Origin of the sequence: Leucobacter sp. NPDC015123 (assembly GCF_043080205.1) — a bacterium.
Lineage (GTDB): Bacteria > Actinomycetota > Actinomycetes > Actinomycetales > Microbacteriaceae > Leucobacter > Leucobacter aridicollis_A.
This window is the reverse complement of record NZ_JBIBVH010000002.1, coordinates 335533-359251: the sequence shown is the minus strand read 5'-3', so window position 1 is coordinate 359251 and position 23719 is coordinate 335533. Positions and strand designations below refer to the sequence as shown.

The following is a 23719-nucleotide window of genomic DNA, read 5'->3' as shown; positions in this document are numbered from 1 at the left end:
ACCATGAGTGCTGTCACGACTGAGGCACCCGGCCAGAACGCCGTGGAAGAAATCAAGCCGTTCAACGTTACGCTCCTGATCCGCCGCTTTGACCCTGAATCGGGCCGCGACGCCTACTGGGAAGACTTCGACGTCGAGATGTATCCGACGGACCGTATCCTCGATGCGCTCCATAAGATCAAGTGGGACATGGACGGAACCCTGTCGTTCCGTCGATCCTGCGCGCACGGCATCTGCGGCTCGGATGCGATGCGCATCAACGGCCGCAACCGCCTCGCCTGCAAGACGCTCGTGAAGGATCTCGACGTCACAAAGCCCATCTACGTCGAGGCGATCAAGGGCCTGCCCCTCGAGAAGGACCTCATCGTTGACATGGAGCCCTTCTTCGCGTCGTTCCGCGAGGTGCAGCCGTTCCTCGTTGCGAACACTGCCGCCGAGCCCGGCAAGGAGCGTATCCAGGACATCGCTTCGCGCGAGCGCTTCGACGACACCACGAAGTGCATTCTGTGCGCAGCGTGCACCACGTCGTGCCCTGTCTTCTGGACCGACGGCCAATACTTCGGCCCCGCGGCGATCGTGAATGCGCACCGTTTCATCTTCGACTCGCGCGACGACAACGCGCAGGTCCGTCTCGACATCCTCAACGACAAGGAAGGCGTGTGGCGCTGCCGCACCACCTTCAACTGCTCCGAGGCATGCCCCCGCGGCATTCAGGTCACCAAGGCAATCGCCGAGGTCAAGGCCGCGATCCGCACCGGCGTGACTGTCTAGCTCCCGGCTCCGGCCAACGCAAAACGTCCCTCCCTGCCTTTCGGTAGGAGGGACGTTTTGCGTTGGTGCCAGTGGCGACACCGTGGAGCGCCGGCGAAACGCAGGCGACTCAGCTGGCCGACGTCGAGTCGTGTGGCGCAGCTGGCAGCGTCGACACCTCGATTGCCGGCTTCGAATGCGGCGGCCATGAGATCGGCGGCCAGTTGCAGGGGTGCCACCAGCCCGCAGGGCACTCAGTGACGGGCGGGCCAGTCTCTGGTGGGTCGACTTCGGGTGGGTCCACCTCTGGAGGGTCCACCTCGGGTGGGTCGACTTCTGGTGGGTCGACTTCGGGTGGGTCGACTTCTGGTGGGTCGACTTCTGGTGGGTCGACTTCTGGTGGGTCGACCTCGGGCGGAACCGTCACTGGTGGCTTTGGAGTCGGTGGCAGCGTGACTGGCGGCTTGCTTGGGGTCGAGGGAGCCGCAGGGTCGGGCTGAGGCGCTGGCGGGAGGGCCGGCGCAGGATTCTCAGCAAGGCTAGTCTCAGCAGGTGACGCGTCGGCGAGTGGCTCCACTGCTTGCCCGTTCGAAAGCTCGTCGATTCGCGCGGCTCCGGGCTCGGACGCCGCTTGGGGGGTAGTTTTGGGCTTTGAACCGGAGCTCGCAGCGCCGCCCGTATGGCTTGAGCCTCCTGGGTCTGAGGCCGTGCCGACAGGGTTGACCTCGGACTGTGGCGTCGGCTCAGGTGAAGCACTCAGCACGTTCGGAAGCGCGAACGCGGCCACGCCAACGCCGACTGCGGCCAGGGTGAGCAGAGTCGCGCCGCCCACGGCCGCGGGAACTCCGATCGACCCGACGACGCTGCCGAGGCTCGAGGCGAATGCCGCAGGCCCGGTTCCGCCTGCTGCGCCGCCTGCTCCGCCACCCTGGCCAGAGGCAGCTCCTGACATGCCCGCGCCAACGGCACCCAGCTTGCCTGCAAGGCCAAGCTGGCTCGCGAGCGCCGCTGTACCGGCACCGCCGAGACTCACCCATGCGAGCACGAGGCCGAGCTGGCGGTTCAGCGTCGAATACTCACCCGCGGCCCGCGAGCAAGACTCGCAGTCGTCGAGGTGCGCCGCGACTTGCCTCGTGAGCCCCGCGGTGAGCTTGTCCCGCTGGAACCGCTGCAAGTGCTCGAGCGTGAACCTGCACGCGCCTTCGGTGATCTCCCGGTTCACGTGCGCTTCGACCCAGGCCGACTTCAGCGCGTCGCGTGCGCGGCCCGCGAGCACCGAGGTGCTGTTCGCTGAGAGGCCGAGCAGTTTTGCCGTCTCACGGGGAGGCATCCCCTCGACCTCCGTGTACCAGAGCACTGCCTGCCACCGTGGACCGAGCGTGGCGAACGCCTCGGAGACAGCGTTCAGGTCAAAGGCATTGTCTTCCCACGGGGCAGCCTCGTGCAGATCGGGAATGTCGGGTAGTTCGACGCCCGCCTGCTCGCCGGACCTGAAGCGATCAGCTGCTGCTGACCTGATGACTTGATACAGGTACGGCCTGAAGGCCCCGGTTGGCCCGCGGCCTGCGCGCACGAGCTCGAAGATGCGCAGGTATGAATCCGACACGAGATCCTCGGGATCAAGCGTAGGAGCGATGTTGCGCGCCGCCGTGAGGCCGGCTTTCCTGTGCCGTTCCCAGAGCGCGGCAAACGCCTCGGCATCCCCTGCTCGGCACACACCGAGTAATTCCTCATCCGACATCGCGTCGCGCTGCCGGAGTGCTTCCTTGCGCAAGTAGTCCCCCTTTTACGCACCCGTAACACGCTCACGCGCGTGAGTGCCGCGCATCCGATCTCCCAAAACCGAAGGCGCGTGTGAATCCCCGCAGACAGTATCCCTGACGCGGCTGGGAATGTGCGAGTTGAGACGCCGCAAATTTATTAATTTGCAACCGAGCGTCACGATTCAGCGGTTTCGCCGTGTTACTTATTGCCCGGCTCCTGTCAGGAATCCCCCCAAGGAGCATCCGAGTGCCAGGAGCCGGGTACTTCCGTGTGTGGGGACACACGGTGAACACAGGGGAGAAACGCATGAATTTGGGGAATCTCAGGGGGCGTCGCGTGAGGCAACAAGCGCGGCGCACCCTGGCGAAACTGCTCGCGGGTGGGCTGACCGCCATGCTCGTTGGCACTGCGGTTGTCGCAAGCAGCGGCGCAGCTCCGGCAGCGGCCAGCGAGGGCGCGTCGATCATGCTTGCGAAGAAGATTAAACAGGGCGATGGCGACTACGTCGACGCTGTGCGCGATCTCCGGCCGGGCGACTCGGTAACGTACTGGGTCGAGTTCCGAGTGAACGACGCTGACGCTGATGGCCCGGTGCGTGTCACCGACGTCCTTCCTGAGGAGTTCGCAGGCTGGCAGCTCAGCGGCCTGACGGCGCTCGTCGGCGGAAGCACCACAGGCGTCACGCTCTCACTTCCAGGGGTCACCGACGGCGCTGCACCGGAGGGGGCAGTCGGTGGAATCGTTGGACAGACCCAGGCGGAGCGGGTGATCAGCGTCGGCGTTGAGCGGCCAGTGCAGGCCGGGGCAACGAACCCGGAGGGGCTCGGCATGTCGACCCGGGACACCGGCGTCCTCGAATACACGCTGACAGTGCCAGAGGGACTCGCAGCCGATGACCCGCTGCTCAGGCGCGATCTGACAAACACGGCTACGTTCACGGCCAAGGCTGGGGCACAGGAGCTCCAGGCGGCCGACAGCGCAGTGATCGCCGTCGACAATCCGATCGCCATCGACGTTGCCCCGGCGAAGACCTGGGCGCCGGCCGCGCAGGGCTACCAGCCAGGCGCCCAATCGACACTCGATATCCGGGCGACACAGGCCTCCAACGTCGCCGCGACACGGTTGAGTCTGCAGGACCCGGCGAGGCCCGAGCTTGCCCCCGAGGGAGCCACCGAGCTCCCGGAAGGCAATCCGTTCAACTACATTGACTTCGCTGGGTTCGTCAGCCCGGCTGACCCCACCACGCAGCTTCCGACGGGTGCCACTTCGGCCACCGTCGACGTGTACAGATTCGCCAACGGCACGTGGAACTGGGTTTCATGGGACGCATCGATCCCGAACGCAGACATCGGGGGCGTGCGCCTGAACTACGAAGGAACGATCGCGCCAGGGGCTATCGCCTCGCAGCAGTTCGCTGCGACGCAGCGTGCCGCTCATCGCACAAGTGGCGCTGAACTCTCCGATGGCTATGCGATCGCGAACGACGTGCGGGCGACAGTGGCTGCCGATGGTCAGGATCCTGTCTCGAAAGACGCCGAGGCGCCGTTCGCCGTGTCTCCCCAGGTCATCGGAGTTGACGCGCAAAAGCGATTCTTCGCAGCTCCTGGTGGCGCCGAAACCGATGAACTGACTGGCGTGACTGCCGGCGATAGCGTTGGCGTGGTGCTGCGTGCAATCAACAGCGACATGCCCGCGAGCACTGTGCTCGACTCGCTCACGATCGCAGAACCTGCGGAAGGGTCACACGAGGACTTCTTCGGGGACCAGCTCCGTTTCGAAGGATTCGGTCAGACTGACGCCGCGGCCGCGTGGCCGGCCGGAGCGACCGGTGCGACGCTCACCTGGTCCTATTCAGACGGGACGAAAGATCCTGTCAACCTCGACGCCGGAGCCGCATTGCCAGGCCCCGCTGCCGGCAAGACAGTCGCTGGCTTCGAACTCACCTTCACAGGAGCGATCAAGCCAGGCGCCTCGAGCGAGCTGCGGTACGAACTCGGCTCGAGCTCGGCCGAGTCGTTTGTCGCCCCAGGGGGGCAGACTGCGAAGCTCAAGAACGTTATCGCCGTGACCGGAGGGCGCGAGGGGCTCGAACCGGACACCTCGATCGCAAGCGCAACTGTCGGGTATGTCGCGCCCCGCATCGACACGAGCATCACGAAGCGTGTCGGCCCCGGGGTCGTCTCTGCGGGCCAGGACGTCGTCGTCCAACTCGACACCGAAGTGAAAACTGAGGGAGGGCGGACGAAGCCGACCGAGATCGTTGTCGAGGACGCGCTCACTGGCGACGGCACCTTCTGGGACGCCTTCGACGCGAAGCAGATTCTCCCCCCGATCACACGCCCAGCGAACAGCGGCGACCCGATCACCCAGGCAGACCTCGAGATCCGCTACATGGACGCGGACGGCGCATGGAAGACGCTCGCGCACAACCCCGACGAGGCGACACCGATCGATGTGCCGTCGGGTGCGACGGGCATCAGATTCGTGTACACGAACGCCGAGGGCTTCTCACAGACGACGCTCGTGAAACCGAACATCTCCTTCACCGCGCGGCAGACGCTGCGGAGCGATGCGACGACTCCGACGGCGACAGACTTCGAGCAGGCAGTCAAATACGAGAACGTCGCGACCGTGACGGCTGAGGGTAAGCTCGACGACCGCGTCGTCACTGGCACGGAGACGAGCAAGGTACAGGTTGGCGTCCGCCCACGCCCCGGCACGGGGCCAGGCAATGACGGTGCGCTGTGGGCGCAGAAGACGTGGGGTCACGGCGCCCTCACCTCGCAGTCAGGCGCGACAACCTTTACGACCCAGTCGTGGGCGCTGACTGCGGGAACCTACCCGACAGTTCTGCTGCAGGATCCTGCGAGTCCAACAGCTTCCGGCGCTGGCACGGTGTTCGAGGCCTTCGACCTGACGCGCGTTCGCCCAATCCACTTCGCCGGAAATGCCGCCGGCGTCGCCCATGACGCGATGCTGCGCTGGGACGCCGTCACCGCGGTCGAGCTGTGGAACGGGAGCGAGTGGCTCGCAGTGCCCGCCCCTGGCAGCGGCTGGATGAACGAGAAGGGCTTCGTTGGTTACACGCTCACCGCCGACGAGCGGGCGACAACGCTCGGCGTCCGACTCGTGCTCGGCGAGAACCGCGAAGCACGCGAGGCCGCGCACGCGGGCGCTGATCCTGATCTCACCGCGCCCGCGCCGGGGACAGGCGTGAGTACGTCAGGTGAAATTCGCGAGTACGCCCTTGAGTGGCAACTGCGCGACCGCGCCCGCACGGCCAATGGGTCCGTGAAGTGGGTGAAGGAGGCGGGCACCTCGTTCAACTGTGAGGGCGGCGGCGACGGGTGCGTAGACAACGTCTTCAGCGTGACCGCGGTTCCCGAGACCGGCCAGCCGGTGTCGGAGCGGGCAAACGACACGATTCAGATCCTTGACGGCGCGACGAACGTGACACTCACCAAGCGGGTGGAACCGTTGCCCGGGGGAGATGCCAGCAAGAATGTGCGCCTCGTGACCCCGAACCCGGGCGAGATCGACCAGGCCGATTACCCTCGCGCCCGATTCACGCTCACTGCCCGGAACTCGTCGACGGCCCCCGCCGAATCCAACGGCGGTATGCGCCTCGGGAAGATTCGAGTGACCGACACGGCGAATCCAGCCTCAGGAGACGAGCTCACAATCGACGCGAGCCCCTTCACGGGACGAGACTTCGAGGCAGAGGTTGGCTCGCAATCCGGCAACCACTTCAACGAGTTCACGTTGACAGGGGTGAGCTTCGGGAAATTGCCCGCGGCGATCAACTCCGACGAGAGCACAGTCGAGCTCTGGCTCTACGACGGCACCCCAGCGGGCACAACCTCCGTGTGGACCCTGCAGCAGGTGCTCGATGGAGACGCCGAGTTCCTCGCCAAGCTCCCGGACGCTATCGGGATCGCGGCAACGTATTCGGGCACTGATCCAGCAGCGAACGGCAACCGCATCGAGGTCGGAGACGATCTGGTGATGCGTCTTGACGTGCAGCTCAGGGCGACCGAGCGGCTCTCCGGAGAACCCGTGCGTGGCGGGGAGCTCGGCAGCGTCGTCAACGTGCCGAACGAAGCCGTCGCGCGCGGCTGGGACGCGGTCGTGGCGCCAGTTGCGCAGCCAACGAAGCGTGACGACGCGAACGTCGCCCTCGTCCAGGCAGCCGTCAACGTTGGACTGAAAAAGACAGTGTCCGTCGTCCACGCGGACCGGACGAACGACACCGTCTACGAGAGCGACCCCGGCGCCACCGTGCGGGTGGAGCTCACCGCAGATCCACGCGGGTCGACGGCCCCCATCAACACGCTGAAGATTCAGGATGCGACGCCAGCCTTCTGGGAACGTTTCCAGCTCGTGTCGCTTGACACCCCTGCGCTTCCGACTGGCGCCGACAGGGTACGCCTGCAGGTGAGGGTTGCTGACGAGTGGCTGAACCTTGAGAACTTCACGGGTGATCTCAGCGAGGTGCGCGGCGTCGCGGCCGTGTTTGATCGCGCGGACGGGACGGTCTTCCCAGCAGGCGCGCAATCGTGGAATGCCTCGTGGGGCAGCACGAAGTTGATGTTTGGTGTGAAGCTGCGCCCCGGGGCCGAGGTGAACTGGCGCTCCGACAGCGTGGTGAATCGCGCGACGGTGACCGCGACGAACACGACGTTTGGTGAGGCGGACGCGAACGACGTGGACGACGTCAGGTTCTCGCCGGGGGAGAACGGCCTTCGAGTTGAAAAGCGGGCTCCGAACGATACGTCGACCCACCGGGTCGAAGCGCTCGCGAGCGCGCCGTGGAAACTCGTGTTCACGAACGTCGGAACCAGTATCTTGCCGATCACGAAGGTGACCGATGAGCTGCCCGAATCGCTCTCGTGGGATGGCGTTGCACCGACCGCGACGAGTACGCCGGGGCCAAACGGGGTCAGCGGTGTGAGCGGCGCGCCAGCCGTGACCCTCTCGGACGACGGACGCAGCCTTGTCTTCGACTGGGGCAAGCATGCCCGCATGCAACCCGGCGAGAAGGTCGAGATCTCCCTCGGTCTCATCATGGAGCCGCTCGCCGCGGGCGACCGCGCGATCAATCAGGTTGTCGTCGAGACAGGTGTGCCCCTCGCGGTCTGTGAACAACCCACAGCACACGGGCAGGCTCCGACCGCGAGCGACGCACCGAACCGGTGTTCGAACACGAACTACGTGCAGCCGCGAGCCGGTACCGTCGTTGGAGCGCGAAAGACAGTCAGCGGCGAGTCAGTGCCGACGCTTGGCGAACAGCTCGTATCCGGAGCGCTTGACACAGCCACTGGAGCTGAGTGTGCTCCGGGCAACTACGTGCCGGTCGGCTCCGACTACACGCGCAGCCCATGCGCGTCGTATACCGCGGTCGGCGCGACTGACTCCTGGAAACTCGAGAGCATCAACTCAGGCACGAACGCGCTGTCGCGCATGACAATCGTCGACATGCTCAGCGCGCCGGGTGACGCGATGCTCGCGGGCGGCGGGTCGCGCGGCAGTACATTCGCTCCCGTCCTCGCAGACCTCTCGGGTATTCGGGTGACGGGCCTGCCAGCTGGGGCGAGCTACACCACGGAAGTCACCACGAATGCAGCAGCATGTGTGGGAGGCACTCCGGGGACGTCTCAGTGGGGCAACGACCCAGAGTGTGCCGACACAACCGCGAACCCAGCGAACGAGTGGACGCCACTTGAGAACTTCACTGGCGACGCTGCCGAGGTTGCCGGCCTGCGGATCAGCGTTGACATGGAAGCATCACCGCTCATGCCTGGCAAGAGTGTGCTTGTCGAGTTTGAGACAGTCAACGTCGTCGGCGGCACCGACGACGCGCTGCGCCCCACACTCGAGCAGTTCACTGAGCGCCAGTTCGCCTGGAACCAGCACGGTGTCGTCGGGTGGGGAACGAACGGGGTGCGCGTGAACCTCCCCGCCGCGCCGCAGCGCGCGGGAGTCACCCTGAAGACCGGAACGCTCGAGATCTCGAAGGTAGTCACAGGGCTCGGCGCTGACCGTGCACCAGAACAGTTCGCGATTGACCTCGCCTGCACAGTACCGAGCGGTCTGGCCGCCGGGCCCGAGCGAGTCGCACTCGATCTGGGGGAGAAGTCGCGTGTCTGGGTGCCACGCGATGGCGCTGTGGCCGTCGACGGCATCCCGATTGGCGCCAACTGTTCGGTCGTGGAGGCCGGGTCGCTCGGCGCATTCGGCGAGAACGTGCGGGCGATTGACGTTGGCGAAGGGGTATTCCCTTCTGCTGACGGCTCGACGGCTGAGGTTCACATCCGTGAGGGCGCCAACGCTGCGACGACGCGAGTGCAGTTCGTGAATGGGTACACGCCCATCGACCCCGAGCCGCCCGTCGACCCCGAGCCGCCTGTAGATCCAGAACCGCCTGTTGATCCCGAGCCGCCTGTCACTCCGGAGCCGCCTGTGGCACCTGAGCCGCTCTCCGAGACTGGCAGCGCCGGAGTCTGGGCATTCGCAACTGCTGCGATGCTCGTGTTGCTTGCTGGAGCGGGCACGGCGTTCGCAGGCTTGGCGCGGGCCCGACGATCCGCGCGACACAGCCAGTAGCTGAAGTGACGCGCGGGCGGGGACATGAAACGTGCTCCCGCCCGCGCTACACTCGCTCACATGAATGCAAGCCCGCGGCCAGGTGTGATCGCCCGCGGGATGAGTATCTGGCAGCGCATTCAGCGCACCCGGCCGTACCGAACGTTCTCGCACTTTACCGACGTCGGGGGAAGCGTGCTCTCCGGGGGCATGAGCTATCAAGCGCTGTTCGCCGTGTTTGCCGGCCTCGTCGTCGGGTTCAGCGTCTTCAGCATCATGCTGCGCGGCCAGCCAGAACTGCTTGCCACGATCATTGAACAAATCAACGTCTTCGTGCCAGGGCTGCTTGGAGAGGGCAGTGCAGACGCGGCGGTGCCTGTGCAATCGCTCCTCGAGACTCGCGCGCTCGACTGGACATCGGTGATCGCCGGCCTGTCGCTCGTGTGGGTCGCGATCAACTGGTTCACCGGAACTCGCAGGTCGATCCGCATCATCTTCGGCCTTGAAGTCAAGGAGTACCGCAATGCGGTGCTGCTCAAGGTGCGCGACTTTGCGCTTGCCGTTGCATTCTTCATCGCGATCATCGTGTCGGCGGCGCTTGTGCTCGTGAGCTCGAACCTCACGGACCTCCTGCTGTCGTGGCTCGGCGTCAGCGCCGACAACTGGTTCTTCGGCGGTATCGGCACATTCGTTCGCTACGGGGCGATGTACGTCTTCGACGTGCTCGTGCTCGTCGCGATTCACCGCTACCTCGCCGAGGTGCGTATCGGCTGGTGGAACCTCATCACCGGGTGCATGGTCGGCGCTGCAGCCCTTTTCGGCCTGAAGCTTCTCGGCACCGCGCTGCTCGGAGGTGCGACGAGTAATCCGCTCCTTGCGCCGTTCGCGATCTTCGTTGGCCTGCTCTTGTGGTTCAACTTCATCTGTCGGGCGCTACTGCTCACCTCCGCTTGGATCGCGACAGGTCTCGATCCAAGGCTCGGGACTCCGGAGTCAGGCGAGCCAAGCGACGCCTTCAGGCTCTTCGAGTAGCTTGTGGCTCCGCGCCCGACGCGAATGCGGCAGAATGGTGTGGTGAGCGAGAACCAGGAACCTGCTGCGAAGACCTCAATCCGCGTCGGCGTCATCGGCGGTGGCCAGCTCGCCCGAATGATGGTGCCGCCGGCAATCCACCTGGGGCTCGAGATCTCAGTGCTCGCCGAAACCGAAGGCATGAGCGCCCAGCGGGCGGCCGACATGGTTGGCGACTATCGCGACCCAGAGACTGTGTACGCGTTCGCCGAAACCGTCGACGTCATCACCTTCGATCACGAGCACGTGCCTCACGAGATCCTCACCGAGCTTGAGCGCCGCGGCAAGCAGGTGCACCCGCGCCCGCACGCGCTGCAATATGCGCAAGACAAGATCCTGATGCGTGAGAAGCTTGCCGCACTTGGCGTTCCGATCCCCGCGTGGGCCGCTGTCGCCGACGAATCGTCGCTGCAGGCGTTCATCGATGCGAACGGAGGCCGCGCCGTCGTGAAGACCGCCCGCGGCGGCTACGACGGGAAGGGCGTACGCGTCGTGTCGCAGGCCGACGAAGTGCGCGACTGGTTCGCGGCGCTCGCCGAAGACGCGCGCGGCGGATTCCTGCTCGCTGAGGAGCTCGTTGACTTCACCCGAGAGCTCGCGCAGCTCATCGCCCGTAGGCCCACCGGGGAGACCCGCGCGTGGCCGCTCGTCGAGACGATCCAGCGCGATGGCGTGTGCGATGTTGTGCTCGCACCCGCCCCGGTGTCTGACCCGGCGACCGCTGTGGAGGCCGCGCGAATCGGGGCGATCGTCGCTGAGGGCGTCGACGCAACCGGAGTGCTCGCCGTCGAGATGTTCGAAACTCGCGACGGACGCGTGCTCGTCAACGAGCTCGCGATGCGCCCCCACAACTCCGGTCACTTCTCGATCGAGGGATCTGTCACGAGCCAGTTCGAGCAGCACCTTCGCGCCGTCACCGATCTGCCGCTCGGCGACCCTGCAATGGCCGCGCCGTTCGCGGTGATGGTGAATGTGCTCGGTGGGCCAGCCGAGGGTCCAATGCCAGTTCGGTACCCGGCGGTGCTTGCAGCGCACCCGGCCGCGAAGATTCACAGCTACGGGAAACTGCCTCGCCCCGGACGCAAGGTGGGGCACGTGACTGTTGTCGGTGACACGCTCGAAACCGCGCTCGCCGAGGCGCGCGCGGCGGCAGACGGGTTCGCGTAGCATCAGGGAGCCCGGGCCGCCCGGTACGATAGGGGCATGAGCGAATCTGCACCACTCGTCGGCGTCATTATGGGCTCCGACTCAGACTTCAACGTGATGGAAGACGCGGTGCTCATGCTCCGCGAGTTCGGAATCTCGCACGAGGTCGAGGTCGTGAGCGCGCACCGGACGCCCGACAAGATGGTGAGCTACGCTCGCGAGGCAGCCGGTCGTGGCGTGCGTGTCATCATCGCCGGTGCAGGCGGCGCCGCCCACCTTCCGGGCATGGTCGCTTCGATGACCTCGCTGCCAGTCATCGGGGTTCCTGTGCCGCTCGCGCGGCTCGACGGTATGGATTCGCTGCTCTCAATCGTGCAAATGCCAGGTGGCATTCCCGTCGCGACGGTCTCGATTGGTGGCGCGAAGAACGCTGGAATCCTTGCAGCCCGAATTCTTGCGACGAGCGACGACGCGCTCCGCGCCAAGCTCGATGAGTACGCCCAGGGCCTCACCGACATGGTCACTGAGAAGAACGCTGCCCTGCAGGCACGGGTCGCTGGCACGGCGTAACCCGCGCGACAAGGGCCAAAGCGACACGCGACCTAGATGAGGGCGTGCGTCTCCCAGAGCTGCCACGCGACCGAGTTCCAGGAGTAGCTCCGACCGCGGTCTGCGGCATGGACTGTCAACCGCTCCAGCTCGCTTGTGCCGTCACCCGCACTCGCGATAAACAGGCGCGAGAGTGCGGTGATGAAACCGGGAGCTTCTGGCTCGGCGATTCCGGCGTCGAGTACCTGCTCGTCGAACGCTGTTGAGCCCGCGTGAAGCACAGGAACGCCAGCCATGAGGGCTGCGGCGATCGTGTATCCCGTGCCTGCGAACGACTGGGGCTGGAGGAGCATCGCGGCGCCCGAGAGGATCGCCCCGACGTCGGAGAGGTCCTCGACAGGCACAACTGTGACTCTGTCACGAATGCTCGCTGGTAGCTGGCTGACGACGTCGCCGGGCTGCGGTGCGCCCTTCACGTGCTGTACAGGGTCGAGGCCAGAGACCACAACAAGGTGGGGGAGCGAGGGGTCTGACTCGTATGCGTCAAGGACCCACTGCAGGCGGCCGTGGTCGTCGAGATTCGCAGTCGTCACGAGGTAGCGCTCGGGCAGACCGAGACGCTCGCGGCGCGATTCCGAGTCGGCTGCCGCGAGAAATGCTGAGGGGGCAACTGGCGGAATGACCTGCACTGGCAGGTCGTGCCCGTAGTGTTCCTGGAGCAGTGACGCGGTCGAGTGCGAGGTCGTAATGAGCACGTCTGCGTAGCGCGCAGCGCGCTTCACGAACGACCGAGTCAGCCGTGCCTGCGCAGGGGTCAGGAGATCTGGGGCTTCCCATGCGAGCCCGTTCGGAACAGTCACCGTGGTCTGCGTGCCGTCGTCTTCTGCGCGGGAGCGCAGCGGGATCATCGGTGTCACCGAGTGGGTCATCTCGCCGTCGAGCGGGCGGGCGGTCGTGCTTGACTGCCACAGGATGGGCAGTGCGTTCGCGCCCATTGGCAGGTGCTCCGCGGAGATCCGTGGTGAGTTGAACTCGGGCGGAACCGTGCCGCGGGCTGAGAGGAAGCGCGCGCTGCAGCTGCGTGGAGCGGTCGCAGCGAGTGCGTTCGCGAGATCTTCGGCTGCGGCGAAGTGCACGCGGGCTTCCCAATCGGGAAAGGGCTCGGCGATGAGGCTGAGAGTCGCCATGCCCACCTCCGAAACGCACCTTAACTTACTGCTTGCCTTGAGCTATTCTACGGGGCTGCCATTGCAGTTTCTGTGCGGCGCGCCCTGAGAGTTCACGGAGTGCCTCATGGTTCTCCACAATCACGTGAAGTAGCCTCTTGCTATGCGTGTTCTGCTCACCGGAGGGGCCGGCTACATCGGCTCCCACACTGCCCTTGTGCTCCTTGAGCGCGGCCACGAGGTCGTCGTGCTCGACGATTTCTCGAACAGTAGCCGCGAGGCGGTTCGCAGGGTCGAGGAGCTCACCGGTCGCGAGATTCCGGTGATCGAAGCCGACCTCGCCGATCGCGCCGCCGCCGAGGCGGCGTTCGCAGGGCTCGAAGTCGACGCCGTCGTGCATTTTGCTGGGCTCAAAGCCGTTGGCGAGTCAGTTGCTCAGCCGACACGCTACTACCGTGTCAACATCGACTCGACGCTCAACCTGCTTGACCTCATGCGCGAGCGCGGAATCACGAGGCTCGTGTTTAGCTCGAGCGCCACTGTGTACGGAGACCCGCAGTACGTTCCTCAGGATGAGGAACACCCTGCCGGGGTTGGCCTCACGAACCCGTATGGCTGGTCGAAGGCGATGATCGAGCAGATCATTCGCGACGCGCAGGTGTCGTGGCCAGAACTTGAGGCGGTCCTGCTGCGCTACTTCAACCCCGTGGGGGCCCACCCTTCTGGGCGTATCGGAGAGGACCCGTCAGGGATTCCGAACAATCTCATGCCATTCATTGCGCAGGTCGCGGTCGGTAAACGCGAGAAGCTCAGCGTGTTCGGAGACACCTACCCGACCCCCGACGGAACAGGCGTCCGCGATTACATTCACGTCATGGACCTCGCCGAGGGGCACGTTGCGGCGCTTGAGCGGATGACCGCAGGCGTCACTGCTTTCAACCTCGGATCTGGCACCGGCTCGAGCGTGCTCGACGTCGTTCGCGCTTTCGGGGAGGCGGCGGGGCGGGAGATCCCATATGTCGTTGTTCCAGGGCGCGACGGCGACGTCGCCGAAACGGTTGCGAACCCGGCGAAGGCGAACCGCGAGTTGGAGTGGCAGACGAGCCGCTCGCTCGCCGATGCCTGCAGGGATTCGTGGGCCTGGCAGTCTGCGAACCCCGACGGGTACGGTGTATGAGCGTAAGTCTTGACTATGACCTAGAACGGCCGATCCGCACCCCGGATCTGTCGTCGCCGCCGCTCATGACCAAGCGCGCGCGGTGGCTCGTGGTACTCGGGTTCTTGCTGCCTGGCAGCGCGCAGCTGCTCGCCGGCAATCGCAAGCTCGGCAGGTTTGGCATCGGGGTGACTGTCGGGGCGCTGCTGTTCGCGGCGATCACGCTCCTCGGACTGCTGTTCGCGCGCGCCGCGACGCTCTCCGTGCTCACGAACGGCCTGTTCTTGCTCGTGCTCCAGTGGCTTGTCGTCGGTGTCGGCATCATGTGGCTCGTTCTCGGCATTGACACCCTCCGCCTCACGCGGCTCGTCAAAGTGAAGCCGAAATGGCGGGTGCCTGTCGCCATGCTCTCGGTGATCCTCACCCTGGTGCCCGTCGCCGGCGCGGCGTGGGCCGCGACGCTCATTAACTCTGGTCGCGGCGCGATCGGGAGTATCTTCATCGGCGCACCCGCTGTGGCCCCAATCGACGGGCGCTACAACATCCTGCTGCTCGGAACCGACGCTGGCTCTGACCGGGAGGGTATGCGCCCTGACTCGATCTCGCTCGTGAGTGTCGACGCGAAGACCGGCCAGTCGGTGATCATTGGGCTGCCGCGTGAGCTTATCGAGATGCCATTCCCTGAGGAGTCTCCGATGGCGGCGATCCACCCCTACGGTTTCGGCGTCGCGCCCAACTCGTTCGGTGACTGGGGAGGCTGTTACACAACGTGCTACCTCAACGCCGTCTATACCGAGGTTGAAGATTTCCCAGACATGTATGGGGGCCTCTACCCCGAAGCTGTGAAGCAGGGGTCCGAACCTGGTATCGAGGCGACGAAAGACGCTGTGCAGGGCGCCACAGGACTCGACCCGCAGTTCTTCGTGCTGCTGAACATGGACGCATTCTCGAGCATCATCGACGCACTCGGTGGTGTCACCGTGAACGTTCCCGAGCCGCTGCCCATCGGCGGCGGGATCGACGAGTACACTGGCGAGCTCGTGAACGTCGACGAGTGGATCGAGCCCGGCGAGCAGCACCTCAACGGCTACTACGCCCAGTGGTTCGCCAGGTCTCGCTACGGATCGACGAACGGCGACTACGACCGGATGCAGCGGCAGCGGGACCTGCAGGCTGCGATCCTCGCCCAGATGAACCCGGCGAACGTGCTGCTGCGCTTCCAAGAGATCGCCGCGGCAGGAACCCAGCTCGTGAAGACTGATATTCCCGATTCGATGCTTGGCAGATTTGTCGACCTCGCTGGAAAGGCGCGCGGTCACGAGATCGTGAACGTCGAGCTCGTGCCGCCAACGGTTGACCCCGAGGCGCCCGACTACGCGGTGATTCGTGACCTCGTTGCGCAAGGCGTCGCGGCAGCAAGCCCGCAGCCTGAGGGTGATGCTCAGTGATCGATCCCCTAGACTAGGTCGGGTTTCACGTGCAACGAAAGGGTGGTCATGCGGGTCACTGCAGTACTGGTCGCCTTTAACCGACGCGATTTGCTCGGCGAGGCGCTCGACGCGCTCGCGGCGCAGTCGCGACCCGTCGACAGGCTTGTCGTTGTCGACAACGCCTCGACAGACGGCTCGACCGAGTTCGCTGAGGAGCGGCTCGCCGAATGGGGCGAGTGCGCTCGGCTCATCAAGCTCGACAAGAACACGGGCGGGGCGGGCGGCTTCGCCGTCGGTATCGCCGCCGCCGTTGTCGACGAGGAGACCGACTGGGTCTGGGTCATGGACGACGACACCGTGCCCGGGCCAGACGCGCTCGCTGGCGCCCTCGAGACGCACGAGCGCTACCGAGCCTCTGGCCGCGATGACCTCGCCGTGATGGGCTCGCGCGTGGTGTGGACCGACGGCGAGGACCACCCGATGAACACGCCGAAGGCAAAGATCCGCGCAGGCCAGGCTGAGCGGGAGCGTGCCGCGGCCGCGGGGGGCATGGAGATTCGATCCATCTCGTTCGTGTCAGCGTTTCTGCGCGCCGCCAGGGTACGTGAGCTGGGGCTGCCGATCGCCGACTACTTCCTGTGGAACGACGACTTCGAATACTCGGCACGGTTGCTTCGTGGCGCCCGAGGTGTGTACACGCCAGCCTCCGTCGTCACGCACAAGACAGCGAAGCGAGGGTCGAGCGACGCCGATCCTGGCCCCCGCTTCTTCTTCGAGGTACGCAACAAGCTGTGGGTGTTCCGCCGCTCAGATGCGCTGTACGGCTGGGAAAAGTTCCTGTACTTCGGTGCGAGCCTGCGACGCTGGGTTCGCACGTTCAAAGCGTCGAGTGACCGCGCCCAGTTGCGTGACTGCTTGAAGCGCGGGTGGCGCGAGGGCATGCGCACGAACCCACGGTCGACGCGTGACGTGCTCCGAGACACAGGCGTGCCAGTCGACGTGATGATCGAGATTGAGCGGCTCGAGAAGGTCGAGCGTCGCTCCTAGTCGCCGTGCGGAGGCCTAAAGCGGCCGCGTCCGGGTGAGGACGCTCCACATCCAGCCTGCGGCAGTCTCGGGCGCCGGCAGCGGATCCTGCGCGAGCCAGGCCTCGATCACGCCGAGCAGCGCCCCCGAGGTGCCTGCGGCCTCGATGTCGACCGGAAGGTCGGTGAGGCGGCGATACTCCGGTGAGATGAGGATCCCGGCGCGCACGAGCTCAAGGATCCGTGCGCGTACCCGAGCAACGACAAGCGCGGAGCCGTTCGGGCCGAAGACGCCTCGGTAGAGTCCTGCGTTGTCTGCGAAGTGGTGCATGAAGCGCACAAGCTCCGCGGGCGGTCTCGAAACGTCGGTGATGATCACAGGCTCGTCGGCGCGCGCCATCTCGGTCTCGAGATGCTCCAGCGCGACGGCGAGGAGCTCCTCGCGGCTCTCAAAGTGCTGATAGAAGCTCGAGCGGTTCACGCCCGCGAGCTCGATGATGTCTTTGACGGTGATCTCGGTGATCGGGCGATCTGACGCGAGCGTCACGATTGCCGAGCGCAGAAGCGATTGGGTGTGTGCCGCGCGTGGATCCATGACTTCGATTCTCGCAGGAAATCTGGTGCCCGTACGCCGCGGACGAACGCATGGCATCTCCGACACGTGTTGGAGTAGTCTGAGGGTGTTCGTCCCTGCGCAGGGCAGGGACACCCAACGAGGGAGGCCCTATGTCCACGCTCACCGCCAACAGCACAATCGGGGAGTGGCTCGATCACCCGGAGGGCGGCGCGGCAATTCGCGCGATGCTCTCGCAGTCCGGAGGCGACGCCGAGTCGCTCACTCCAGTCCGCGCACTCCCCTTGCAGCAGCTCGTCGCCCTCAGCCAGGGACAGATGCCCCAGTCAGTCGTCGACGATCTTGTACGTTCAGTCAACGACGGCGAACTGCCTGACGACACCGAGGGCGGGGCGTGGCGCGAGCGCGTCACCGGTGGCCGCTTCGACGGCAAGACAGTCATCGTCACTGGAGCCGCGAGCGGGATCGGCCGCGCGACCGCCTCACGTATCGCGCGAGAGGGCGGCCGCGTCGTCGCCGTCGATATCTCGGCCGAGAAGCTCGCCGACCTCGCGAACGATGCGCCGGAGGGGAGCGTTGTCCCCGTCGCAGGCGACGTCACCAAGCAAGCTGACATCGACAAGATCCTTGAGGCGGCCGGCGAGCGCATCGACGGGCTCGCGAACATCGCCGGAGTGAACGACGATTTTTCTCCGATCCACGAAACGAGCGACGAGATCTGGGACCGCGTCATCGGTATCAACCTCACCGGAGTCTTCAAGCTCACCCGCGCCGTCGTTCCCGCGATGCGCGCGGCCGGAGCGGGCTCCATCGTGAACATCTCCTCGGAGGCAGGTATCCGCGGCAACGCATCAGGTAACGCCTACACGGCATCGAAGCACGGCGTCATCGGCCTGACGAAGAGCGCGGCCTTCATGTACGCAACCGAGGGCCTGCGCGTCAACGCAGTCGCACCCGGCGGCGTTGCAACGGGCATCCCCTTCCCTGCGAACGTCTCAGAGTTCGGCAGCGCCAGACTGAAGCCGTTCCAAGATGCGATCCCGTCGGTCGCAACGGCAGAACAGCTCGCTGCGTCAATCACGTTCCTTCTCAGCGACGACGGCGTGAACATCAACGGCGCGATCCTGACGTCCGACGGCGGCTGGTCGGTGCAGTAGGGAGCCTGCGGCGGGGCTGGGCGGGGCTTCGGCCTGGCCCCAGCCCCTGGCCCATCGTGGCGCGCCTCGCGACAGGTTTAGCCCGCGTCGTTCGCTTCGAAGTGAAGCCCCTCGTCGAGAGTGAACACTGCGCGCCCGTTCGTGAACTCCATCACGCGTGGCTCGAACTCATCGAGATTCCCAACGGGACCTGTCTGCATGAAACCCCACGGACCCGCTGGGCCGCCGCTGCGCATGTACGCTGCGAGGAAGTTCCCCTTGCTCAGCCCGATCGTCAGCGGCTCAACACGCCCCCGAGGGTAGTGGCTCGTGATGATCCCGCGCTCAAACTCCTGGAAGAACCCGCGAATACGATCGCCTGTTTCGCGCTGTGGTCCGATTGGGGCCCCAAACCTCTCGGGATCCGCGGAGTACAGATCGTAGATGGAGCCCGCAACTGGGAACACGGTCTCGACGAGGTCCGGGTTAGATTGCAGCCGCACCAGCGCCTCATCGATGGGTCCGTCGAAAACCTTGCGCCCGTGCTCGAGCACGATGCCACGTGAACAGAGTTTGCGAACCTGGTTTGCGCTGTGGCTTACGATGAACATCGTCTTGCCTTGCTCCTGCAGTTCGAGCATCCGGCGCTCGCACTTTTTGCGGAACTCGGCGTCGCCGACAGACAGCACCTCGTCGACGAGCAAGGTATCGAGCTCAGTGTGCACGGCAACCGAGAAACCGAGACGCGCGTACATGCCTGACGAATATCGTTTTACTTCGGTGTCAATGAAGTCACCGATCTCCGAAAAAGCAAGAATCTCGTCGAAGCGCTCGTCGGTCTCCTCCTTGCTCATGCCGAGAATCGCAGCGTTCAAGTACACGTTTTCTCTTCCCGTCAGGTCCGGATGAAATCCCGCACCCACTTCGAGGAGACCTGCTACGCGGCCGCGGATACGCACCCAGCCGGAGTCGGGGTCCATGACACCCGACAACAGCTTGAGCGTGGTTGACTTTCCTGAGCCGTTCCGCCCCATGAGCGCCACCGACTGCCCCTCGGGAACCTCGAAACTCAGGTCGTCGACTGCGTTGAAATGGCTCGAGAGCTCTTTGCGCTTGATCGCAGAGATGAATGCTTGCTTGAACGAGTGGGCATGCTTGATCTTGAAGCTCTTGCTCACGTTCTCGAAAGCAATGACCGGCCGGTTGTCTGGTTCAGAGGTTCTGGGCAAAGGACCCCTCCAACTTTCTAAAGGTGAGCTGGCCGATGATGAGCGTGCCCAGTGCAATGGCCGCAGCGATCAGCGTGTGGAGCAAAATACTCGTCGGGCGGGGATCATCTGGTGCGATGGGTACCCAGAACGCCGTGTGGAAGAGCTCAACGGCCGCCGTGACGGGGTTCACCATGTAAATGTTGTACAGCCACGTGGGCGCATGCGTATGCACAAGCTCCCAGGAGTACAGCACCGGCGACGCCCATGTCGCGAACATCAGGATCAGGTCGACAAAGTTCTTCGCGTCCCGGTACGCAACGTTGATTGCGCCGAAGAAGAATCCAAGCCCAAGCCCAAACGTGAGGATCAACAAGATGCCCACGAGGAACGACCCGACCGCGAGCCAACCGAAAGCCCACCCAAAGACGAGGGCGACTACCAGTAGCAGGATCGCCTGCGGCAAGAAGTGCACGAGCCCGACGCCGACGGCGGCAAGCGGGAAGAGCGCGCGCGGCAGGTAAATCTTTTTCACAAGTGACTTGTTGTCGGTGATGGCGCTCGTCGTATTACGGAGCACCTCGCTAAACAGGTTGACCGCGACAATGCCCGAGAACAGGTAGATCGGGAACAGAGTAATGTCTTTTCGTCCGCCCAGGAGCACGCCGAGGACGAGGTAGTACATCAAGAATTGCGCGGCGGGCCGGATGTACGACCACACCCAGCCGAGCGCTGAGCCGTGATATCTCGTCGAGATGCCCTTTTTGAGGAGGAGGGAGAGGAGGTGCCGGTGCCGGAGCACCCCGAGCAGCCCTCTGTCCGCCCCGGGCTTTCGGAAGTCGGGATCACTCAGAATCGCGTTTGCGCTCACACGGGAAGTCTACTGGCCGCATCCTGAACCCGAAGTTGTTTGTGCTCCGCTGCGGTTACGGCGAGCTGAACAGTGGGAGAAGCTATCTGGCGCATCGCAGCTAGTCTTAGAGACCATGGAAAACGTTCCTGAATTCTCGCTGTTGCTGCCTGTATACGCAGGCGATGATCCGTCGTTCCTTCGGCTCGCGTATTCAAGCAGCGTCGACGACCAGACCTTGCGGCCGAGCGAAGCGGTGATCGTGCAAGACGGCCCAGTTCCTACTGCGTTGGCGCAGGAGCTCGCCCGCATCGAATCGGAGAGTCCAGTGCCCGTCCGGGTCGTACGCCTTGCTCAGAACAGCGGACTGACTGCGGCGCTGAATGCAGGACTCGACGCGGTCTCGTACTCAGTTGTTGCTCGGATGGACGCCGACGACGTGTCTGTGCCGGAGCGGTTCGCAACGCAATGGTCGCTGTTGAGTCGGGGATACGATCTCGTCGGGGCAGGCATGGTGGAGTTTGAGTCTGATCCGGATTTGCCGACCGCGAAGCGAATACCCCCGGTCGGGTCGGAACGTATCAGGGAGCATGCGCGAACCCACAACCCGTTTAACCACCCCACCATGATGTATCGCGTTGACGCGCTCGACCGGATCGGGCGGTACGAGGCGTTCGGCAAGATGGAAGACTATTGGCTTGGGATCCGGCTAATTGCGGCTGGCGCTCGAGTCGAGAACATTGCGAAGCCCCTGGTGAAGTACCGCGTCGGGGCGGGTGCATTTGCTCGACGCGGCGGCTGGCAGGAAGCGAAGACGGAGTGGGCGTTGCAGCGCGAAATGCTCCGCATGGGATTCATTACGCGAGGCCAGTACCTCCGCAATGTCGTTATCAAGGGGGCGTACCGGCTCATGCCCGCTTGGGTCAAGCGGGTGCTGTTCAGGCGGTTCGTTGGGGGAGGACTCCCCGGGGACAATGGGTAGAGTTGCGCAAGCTCCGCTGATACAGGGTGACGTGAAAATGGCATTCCCGTAGACTTGCCGAAAAGCTTCAACTGTAGAGTGAAAGTTGAGTCGATGCGGCCCACCACCTCACCGCAGGCTGATCCGTCATCGGCCTCGCGTCTTCCCGCCCTCCGCACGCCTATGCGCGTGTTTGCGACCATCGTTGCAACGCTCGCTGTGGCCGTTGGATTTTTGACAGCACCGGAACCGGCGATGGCAGCTGGCCCATCTGACGGCTTCCAAGCGGGAAACATCGTGTCGGATGCCAACTTCTACGACGGCAACGCCATGACCGCTGCTCAGGTGCAGACGTTTCTGAATCAGCAGGTCCCTGAATGTTGGCTTGGGCGTAAAGGTTACGAGGTAGGCAAGCGGGTGACCTGGGGTGGCGTTTCAACAACGCTCGCTTCAAAATGTACGCGCGATTACGTTGCGAAGACCCAGAGTCGTGCTTCGAACGCGTACTGCAGCGCATACGTAGGCGGTGGGAACGAGACCGCGGCTCAGATTGTTGCAAAGGTGGGCAAAGCCTGCGGAATCAGCCAGCGCGTACTGCTGATTACGCTGCAAAAAGAGCAGAGCCTCATCACCGATCCGTGGCCAAATAACGAGCAGTACTTCAAAGCGATGGGGTACGCCTGCCCGGACAGTGGCCCGGGTGGAACCGCCAACTGCGACCCAACGCAGGGCGGGTTCTTCCAACAGGTCTACCGTGCAGCCTGGCAGCTTAAGGTCTACAGAGCCTTCCCCAATAGCTACAACTACAAGCCGTTCCAGAACAACACAATTCAATGGCATCCGAACACGTCATGTGGGACCTCGAGCGTTCGTATTGAGAACTGGGCGACGGCGGCCCTCTACATCTACACTCCATATCGTCCCAACCAGGCGGCGCTGAACGCCGGATGGGGTACGGGCGACAACTGCTCGTCGTATGGAAATCGCAACTTCTACAACTTCTATAAGGCTTGGTTCGGTAGTCCAGCTGGGCCTGAGGTTCATAGCCGCGTCCTGGCAGCCTATGAAGCCGTCGGAGGTAACGCAGGGAGGCTTGGCCAGCCCGCGGCCAAAGCGAGCATTTATGCCAACGGCGCGGTAGGGCAGGGCTTTGCCGGAGGCAGCATCTACTGGTCCTCCGGAACAGGAGCTCATGTTGTCTACACCACACCAATTCGTGACTTCTATTGGGCGAACGGCTCCTGGACCGGGCCCCTTGGGTTTCCCAGTGGCAAAGAGAACGCCTATCGTGATGGCGGGGTTGGACAGGGCTTTGAGGGCGGATCTGTCTACGTGGGACCGCGCACCAGAGGAGCAATAGTCGCTCCTCCGCTCCGGGACGAGTACTGGCGGCTGGGGTCAGTCTCGGGGTCTTTGGGGTACCCAACAGGCGGAGCATCCCATTACAAGGATGGCGGCAGAGGCCAAGGATTTGAGGGAGGCTCGATCTATTGGTCCGAGGCGACTGGGGGCCGAAAGGTGTCAGGCGCGGTGCGGGATGCCTTCTGGAAGAACGGATCAATATCCGGACTGCTGGGGTACCCCACCGGAAACCAGAATAACTACCTCAGTGGAGGGGTCGGCCAGGCATTCTCGGGCGGATCAATCTATGGCAGAAATGGCCAGGAAGCATTCGCGATCTCTGGAAGCATGTTGAGCCGGTATTGGGCCCAAAAGTCAACTACTGGAGTGCTGCGCTATCCAACGGGTCCGATGCTTTACTACAAGAACGGTGGGTTTGGTCAACCTTTTGAAGGAGGGTCGCTCTATCAGTCTTCGACAGGGGCAGCGTGGGAAGTGACCGGGCCAATACTTCGTCGTTACTGGACTATTAAGTCCGGTGCTGGGGTAGTGGGCTATCCCGTTGGAGCTCCAGTGACTCTAGCGGGGGATCGGGCTATCCAGCGGTTTGAACAAGGAGTCATCTACCAGGAAGACTTTGAAAGCGCATGGGAAGTCTTCGGTGTGATGCTCGAAGCATACGAAGCCCGTGGAGCTCAGGCAGGTCCATTGGGGTTCCCAATAGGGCCGCTGGTTGAAGACAGTGCAGGTGTGACCCAGCAGTTTAGGAACGGGTCGCTTCGGGTTGATGCTTCTGGCAAGGTCTCAGTGCAGCTCGCTCCGTCCCAGCGGCTGGAGCGCGCGGAGCAATCCCCATCTGACGAAACACCCGTGCCAGACGCTAATGCTGATGGGCCTGGCGCTGGCGTGAATGGGGAGACTTCTGAGAGTAGTTCCGAAGTCGAAGACGCGGCCAGCTCCAATGGATTGGCAGAGCCACAGCGTGGGTAACTGTTCCTGAGTTCCTCCCC

General features: G+C 64.2%; 16 protein-coding genes. 11 read left to right on the top strand and 5 right to left on the bottom strand.

The annotated features are described in order from the left end of the window. Nucleotides 1-3 precede the first annotated feature (3 nt). Complete coding sequence (locus ACF07D_RS05380) at nucleotides 4-771, top strand: succinate dehydrogenase iron-sulfur subunit (protein ID WP_119282767.1); 768 nt, start codon at nucleotides 4-6, stop codon at nucleotides 769-771. A gap of 109 nt (nucleotides 772-880) precedes the next feature. On the opposite strand, the gene ACF07D_RS05375 is transcribed toward ACF07D_RS05380, so the two are convergent. Next, a complete protein-coding gene (locus ACF07D_RS05375) occupies nucleotides 881-2524 on the bottom strand; it encodes a sigma-70 family RNA polymerase sigma factor (RefSeq protein WP_391504188.1) in 1644 nt (547 codons plus the stop codon). Between the two features lie 326 nt (nucleotides 2525-2850). On the opposite strand from ACF07D_RS05375, the gene ACF07D_RS05370 reads away from it, so the two are divergent. From ACF07D_RS05370 to purE, 4 genes are read left to right on the top strand one after another with little or no spacing between them, the layout of a single operon-like run. Next, complete coding sequence (locus ACF07D_RS05370; protein WP_391504187.1) at nucleotides 2851-9117, top strand: DUF5979 domain-containing protein; 6267 nt, start codon at nucleotides 2851-2853, stop codon at nucleotides 9115-9117. Nucleotides 9118-9177: 60 nt separating this feature from the next. Continuing rightward, entirely contained in the window at nucleotides 9178-10128 is a 951-nt protein-coding gene (locus ACF07D_RS05365) for a YihY/virulence factor BrkB family protein (RefSeq protein WP_119282770.1), read from the top strand. Between the two features lie 24 nt (nucleotides 10129-10152). Next, on the top strand, nucleotides 10153-11334 hold the full coding sequence (locus ACF07D_RS05360; protein WP_391504186.1) for a 5-(carboxyamino)imidazole ribonucleotide synthase: 1182 nt from the start codon (nucleotides 10153-10155) through the stop codon (nucleotides 11332-11334). A 36-nt stretch (nucleotides 11335-11370) separates the two neighbouring features. Next, entirely contained in the window at nucleotides 11371-11883 is a 513-nt protein-coding gene (gene purE / locus ACF07D_RS05355) for a 5-(carboxyamino)imidazole ribonucleotide mutase (RefSeq protein ID WP_391504185.1), read from the top strand. Nucleotides 11884-11915: 32 nt separating this feature from the next. Here purE and ACF07D_RS05350 read toward each other — a convergent pair whose 3' ends face one another. Further along, entirely contained in the window at nucleotides 11916-13049 is a 1134-nt protein-coding gene (locus ACF07D_RS05350) for a mannosyltransferase (protein WP_391504184.1), read from the bottom strand. A 142-nt stretch (nucleotides 13050-13191) separates the two neighbouring features. Between ACF07D_RS05350 and galE the strand changes: the two genes are divergently transcribed. Genes galE through ACF07D_RS05335 form a run of 3 tightly spaced genes read left to right on the top strand, consistent with a single transcriptional unit; the run spans nucleotide 13192 to nucleotide 16661 of the window. Next, nucleotides 13192-14205: a UDP-glucose 4-epimerase GalE gene (gene galE / locus ACF07D_RS05345; protein ID WP_391504183.1), complete on the top strand. Its 1014-nt coding sequence runs from the start codon at nucleotides 13192-13194 to the stop codon at nucleotides 14203-14205. Further along, nucleotides 14202-15632: an LCP family protein gene (locus tag ACF07D_RS05340; protein ID WP_119282775.1), complete on the top strand. Its 1431-nt coding sequence runs from the start codon at nucleotides 14202-14204 to the stop codon at nucleotides 15630-15632. The genes galE and ACF07D_RS05340 overlap by 4 nt, the downstream gene beginning before the upstream one ends. Nucleotides 15633-15680: 48 nt before the next feature. Then, the gene (locus ACF07D_RS05335; protein WP_391504182.1) at nucleotides 15681-16661 is read left to right on the top strand and encodes a glycosyltransferase; all 981 of its coding nucleotides are present in this window, start codon (nucleotides 15681-15683) and stop codon (nucleotides 16659-16661) included. Nucleotides 16662-16676: 15 nt separating this feature from the next. Here ACF07D_RS05335 and ACF07D_RS05330 read toward each other — a convergent pair whose 3' ends face one another. Continuing rightward, nucleotides 16677-17234 (bottom strand): TetR/AcrR family transcriptional regulator, encoded by a 558-nt coding sequence (locus tag ACF07D_RS05330; protein WP_391504181.1) that lies wholly within the window; start codon nucleotides 17232-17234, stop codon nucleotides 16677-16679. Nucleotides 17235-17365: 131 nt separating this feature from the next. Between ACF07D_RS05330 and ACF07D_RS05325 the strand changes: the two genes are divergently transcribed. Further along, complete coding sequence (locus ACF07D_RS05325) at nucleotides 17366-18370, top strand: SDR family NAD(P)-dependent oxidoreductase (RefSeq protein ID WP_391504180.1); 1005 nt, start codon at nucleotides 17366-17368, stop codon at nucleotides 18368-18370. Between the two features lie 77 nt (nucleotides 18371-18447). On the opposite strand, the gene ACF07D_RS05320 is transcribed toward ACF07D_RS05325, so the two are convergent. Then, on the bottom strand, nucleotides 18448-19578 hold the full coding sequence (locus ACF07D_RS05320; RefSeq protein ID WP_391504179.1) for an ATP-binding cassette domain-containing protein: 1131 nt from the start codon (nucleotides 19576-19578) through the stop codon (nucleotides 18448-18450). Beyond that, a complete protein-coding gene (locus tag ACF07D_RS05315; RefSeq protein ID WP_391504178.1) occupies nucleotides 19562-20428 on the bottom strand; it encodes an ABC transporter permease in 867 nt (288 codons plus the stop codon). Before ACF07D_RS05315 ends, ACF07D_RS05320 begins: the two co-directional genes overlap by 17 nt. A gap of 115 nt (nucleotides 20429-20543) precedes the next feature. On the opposite strand from ACF07D_RS05315, the gene ACF07D_RS05310 reads away from it, so the two are divergent. Further along, nucleotides 20544-21389 (top strand): glycosyltransferase, encoded by an 846-nt coding sequence (locus ACF07D_RS05310; RefSeq protein ID WP_391504177.1) that lies wholly within the window; start codon nucleotides 20544-20546, stop codon nucleotides 21387-21389. 168 nt (nucleotides 21390-21557) lie between these two features. Beyond that, the gene (locus ACF07D_RS05305; RefSeq protein WP_391504176.1) at nucleotides 21558-23699 is read left to right on the top strand and encodes an LGFP repeat-containing protein; all 2142 of its coding nucleotides are present in this window, start codon (nucleotides 21558-21560) and stop codon (nucleotides 23697-23699) included. Nucleotides 23700-23719 lie beyond the last annotated feature (20 nt).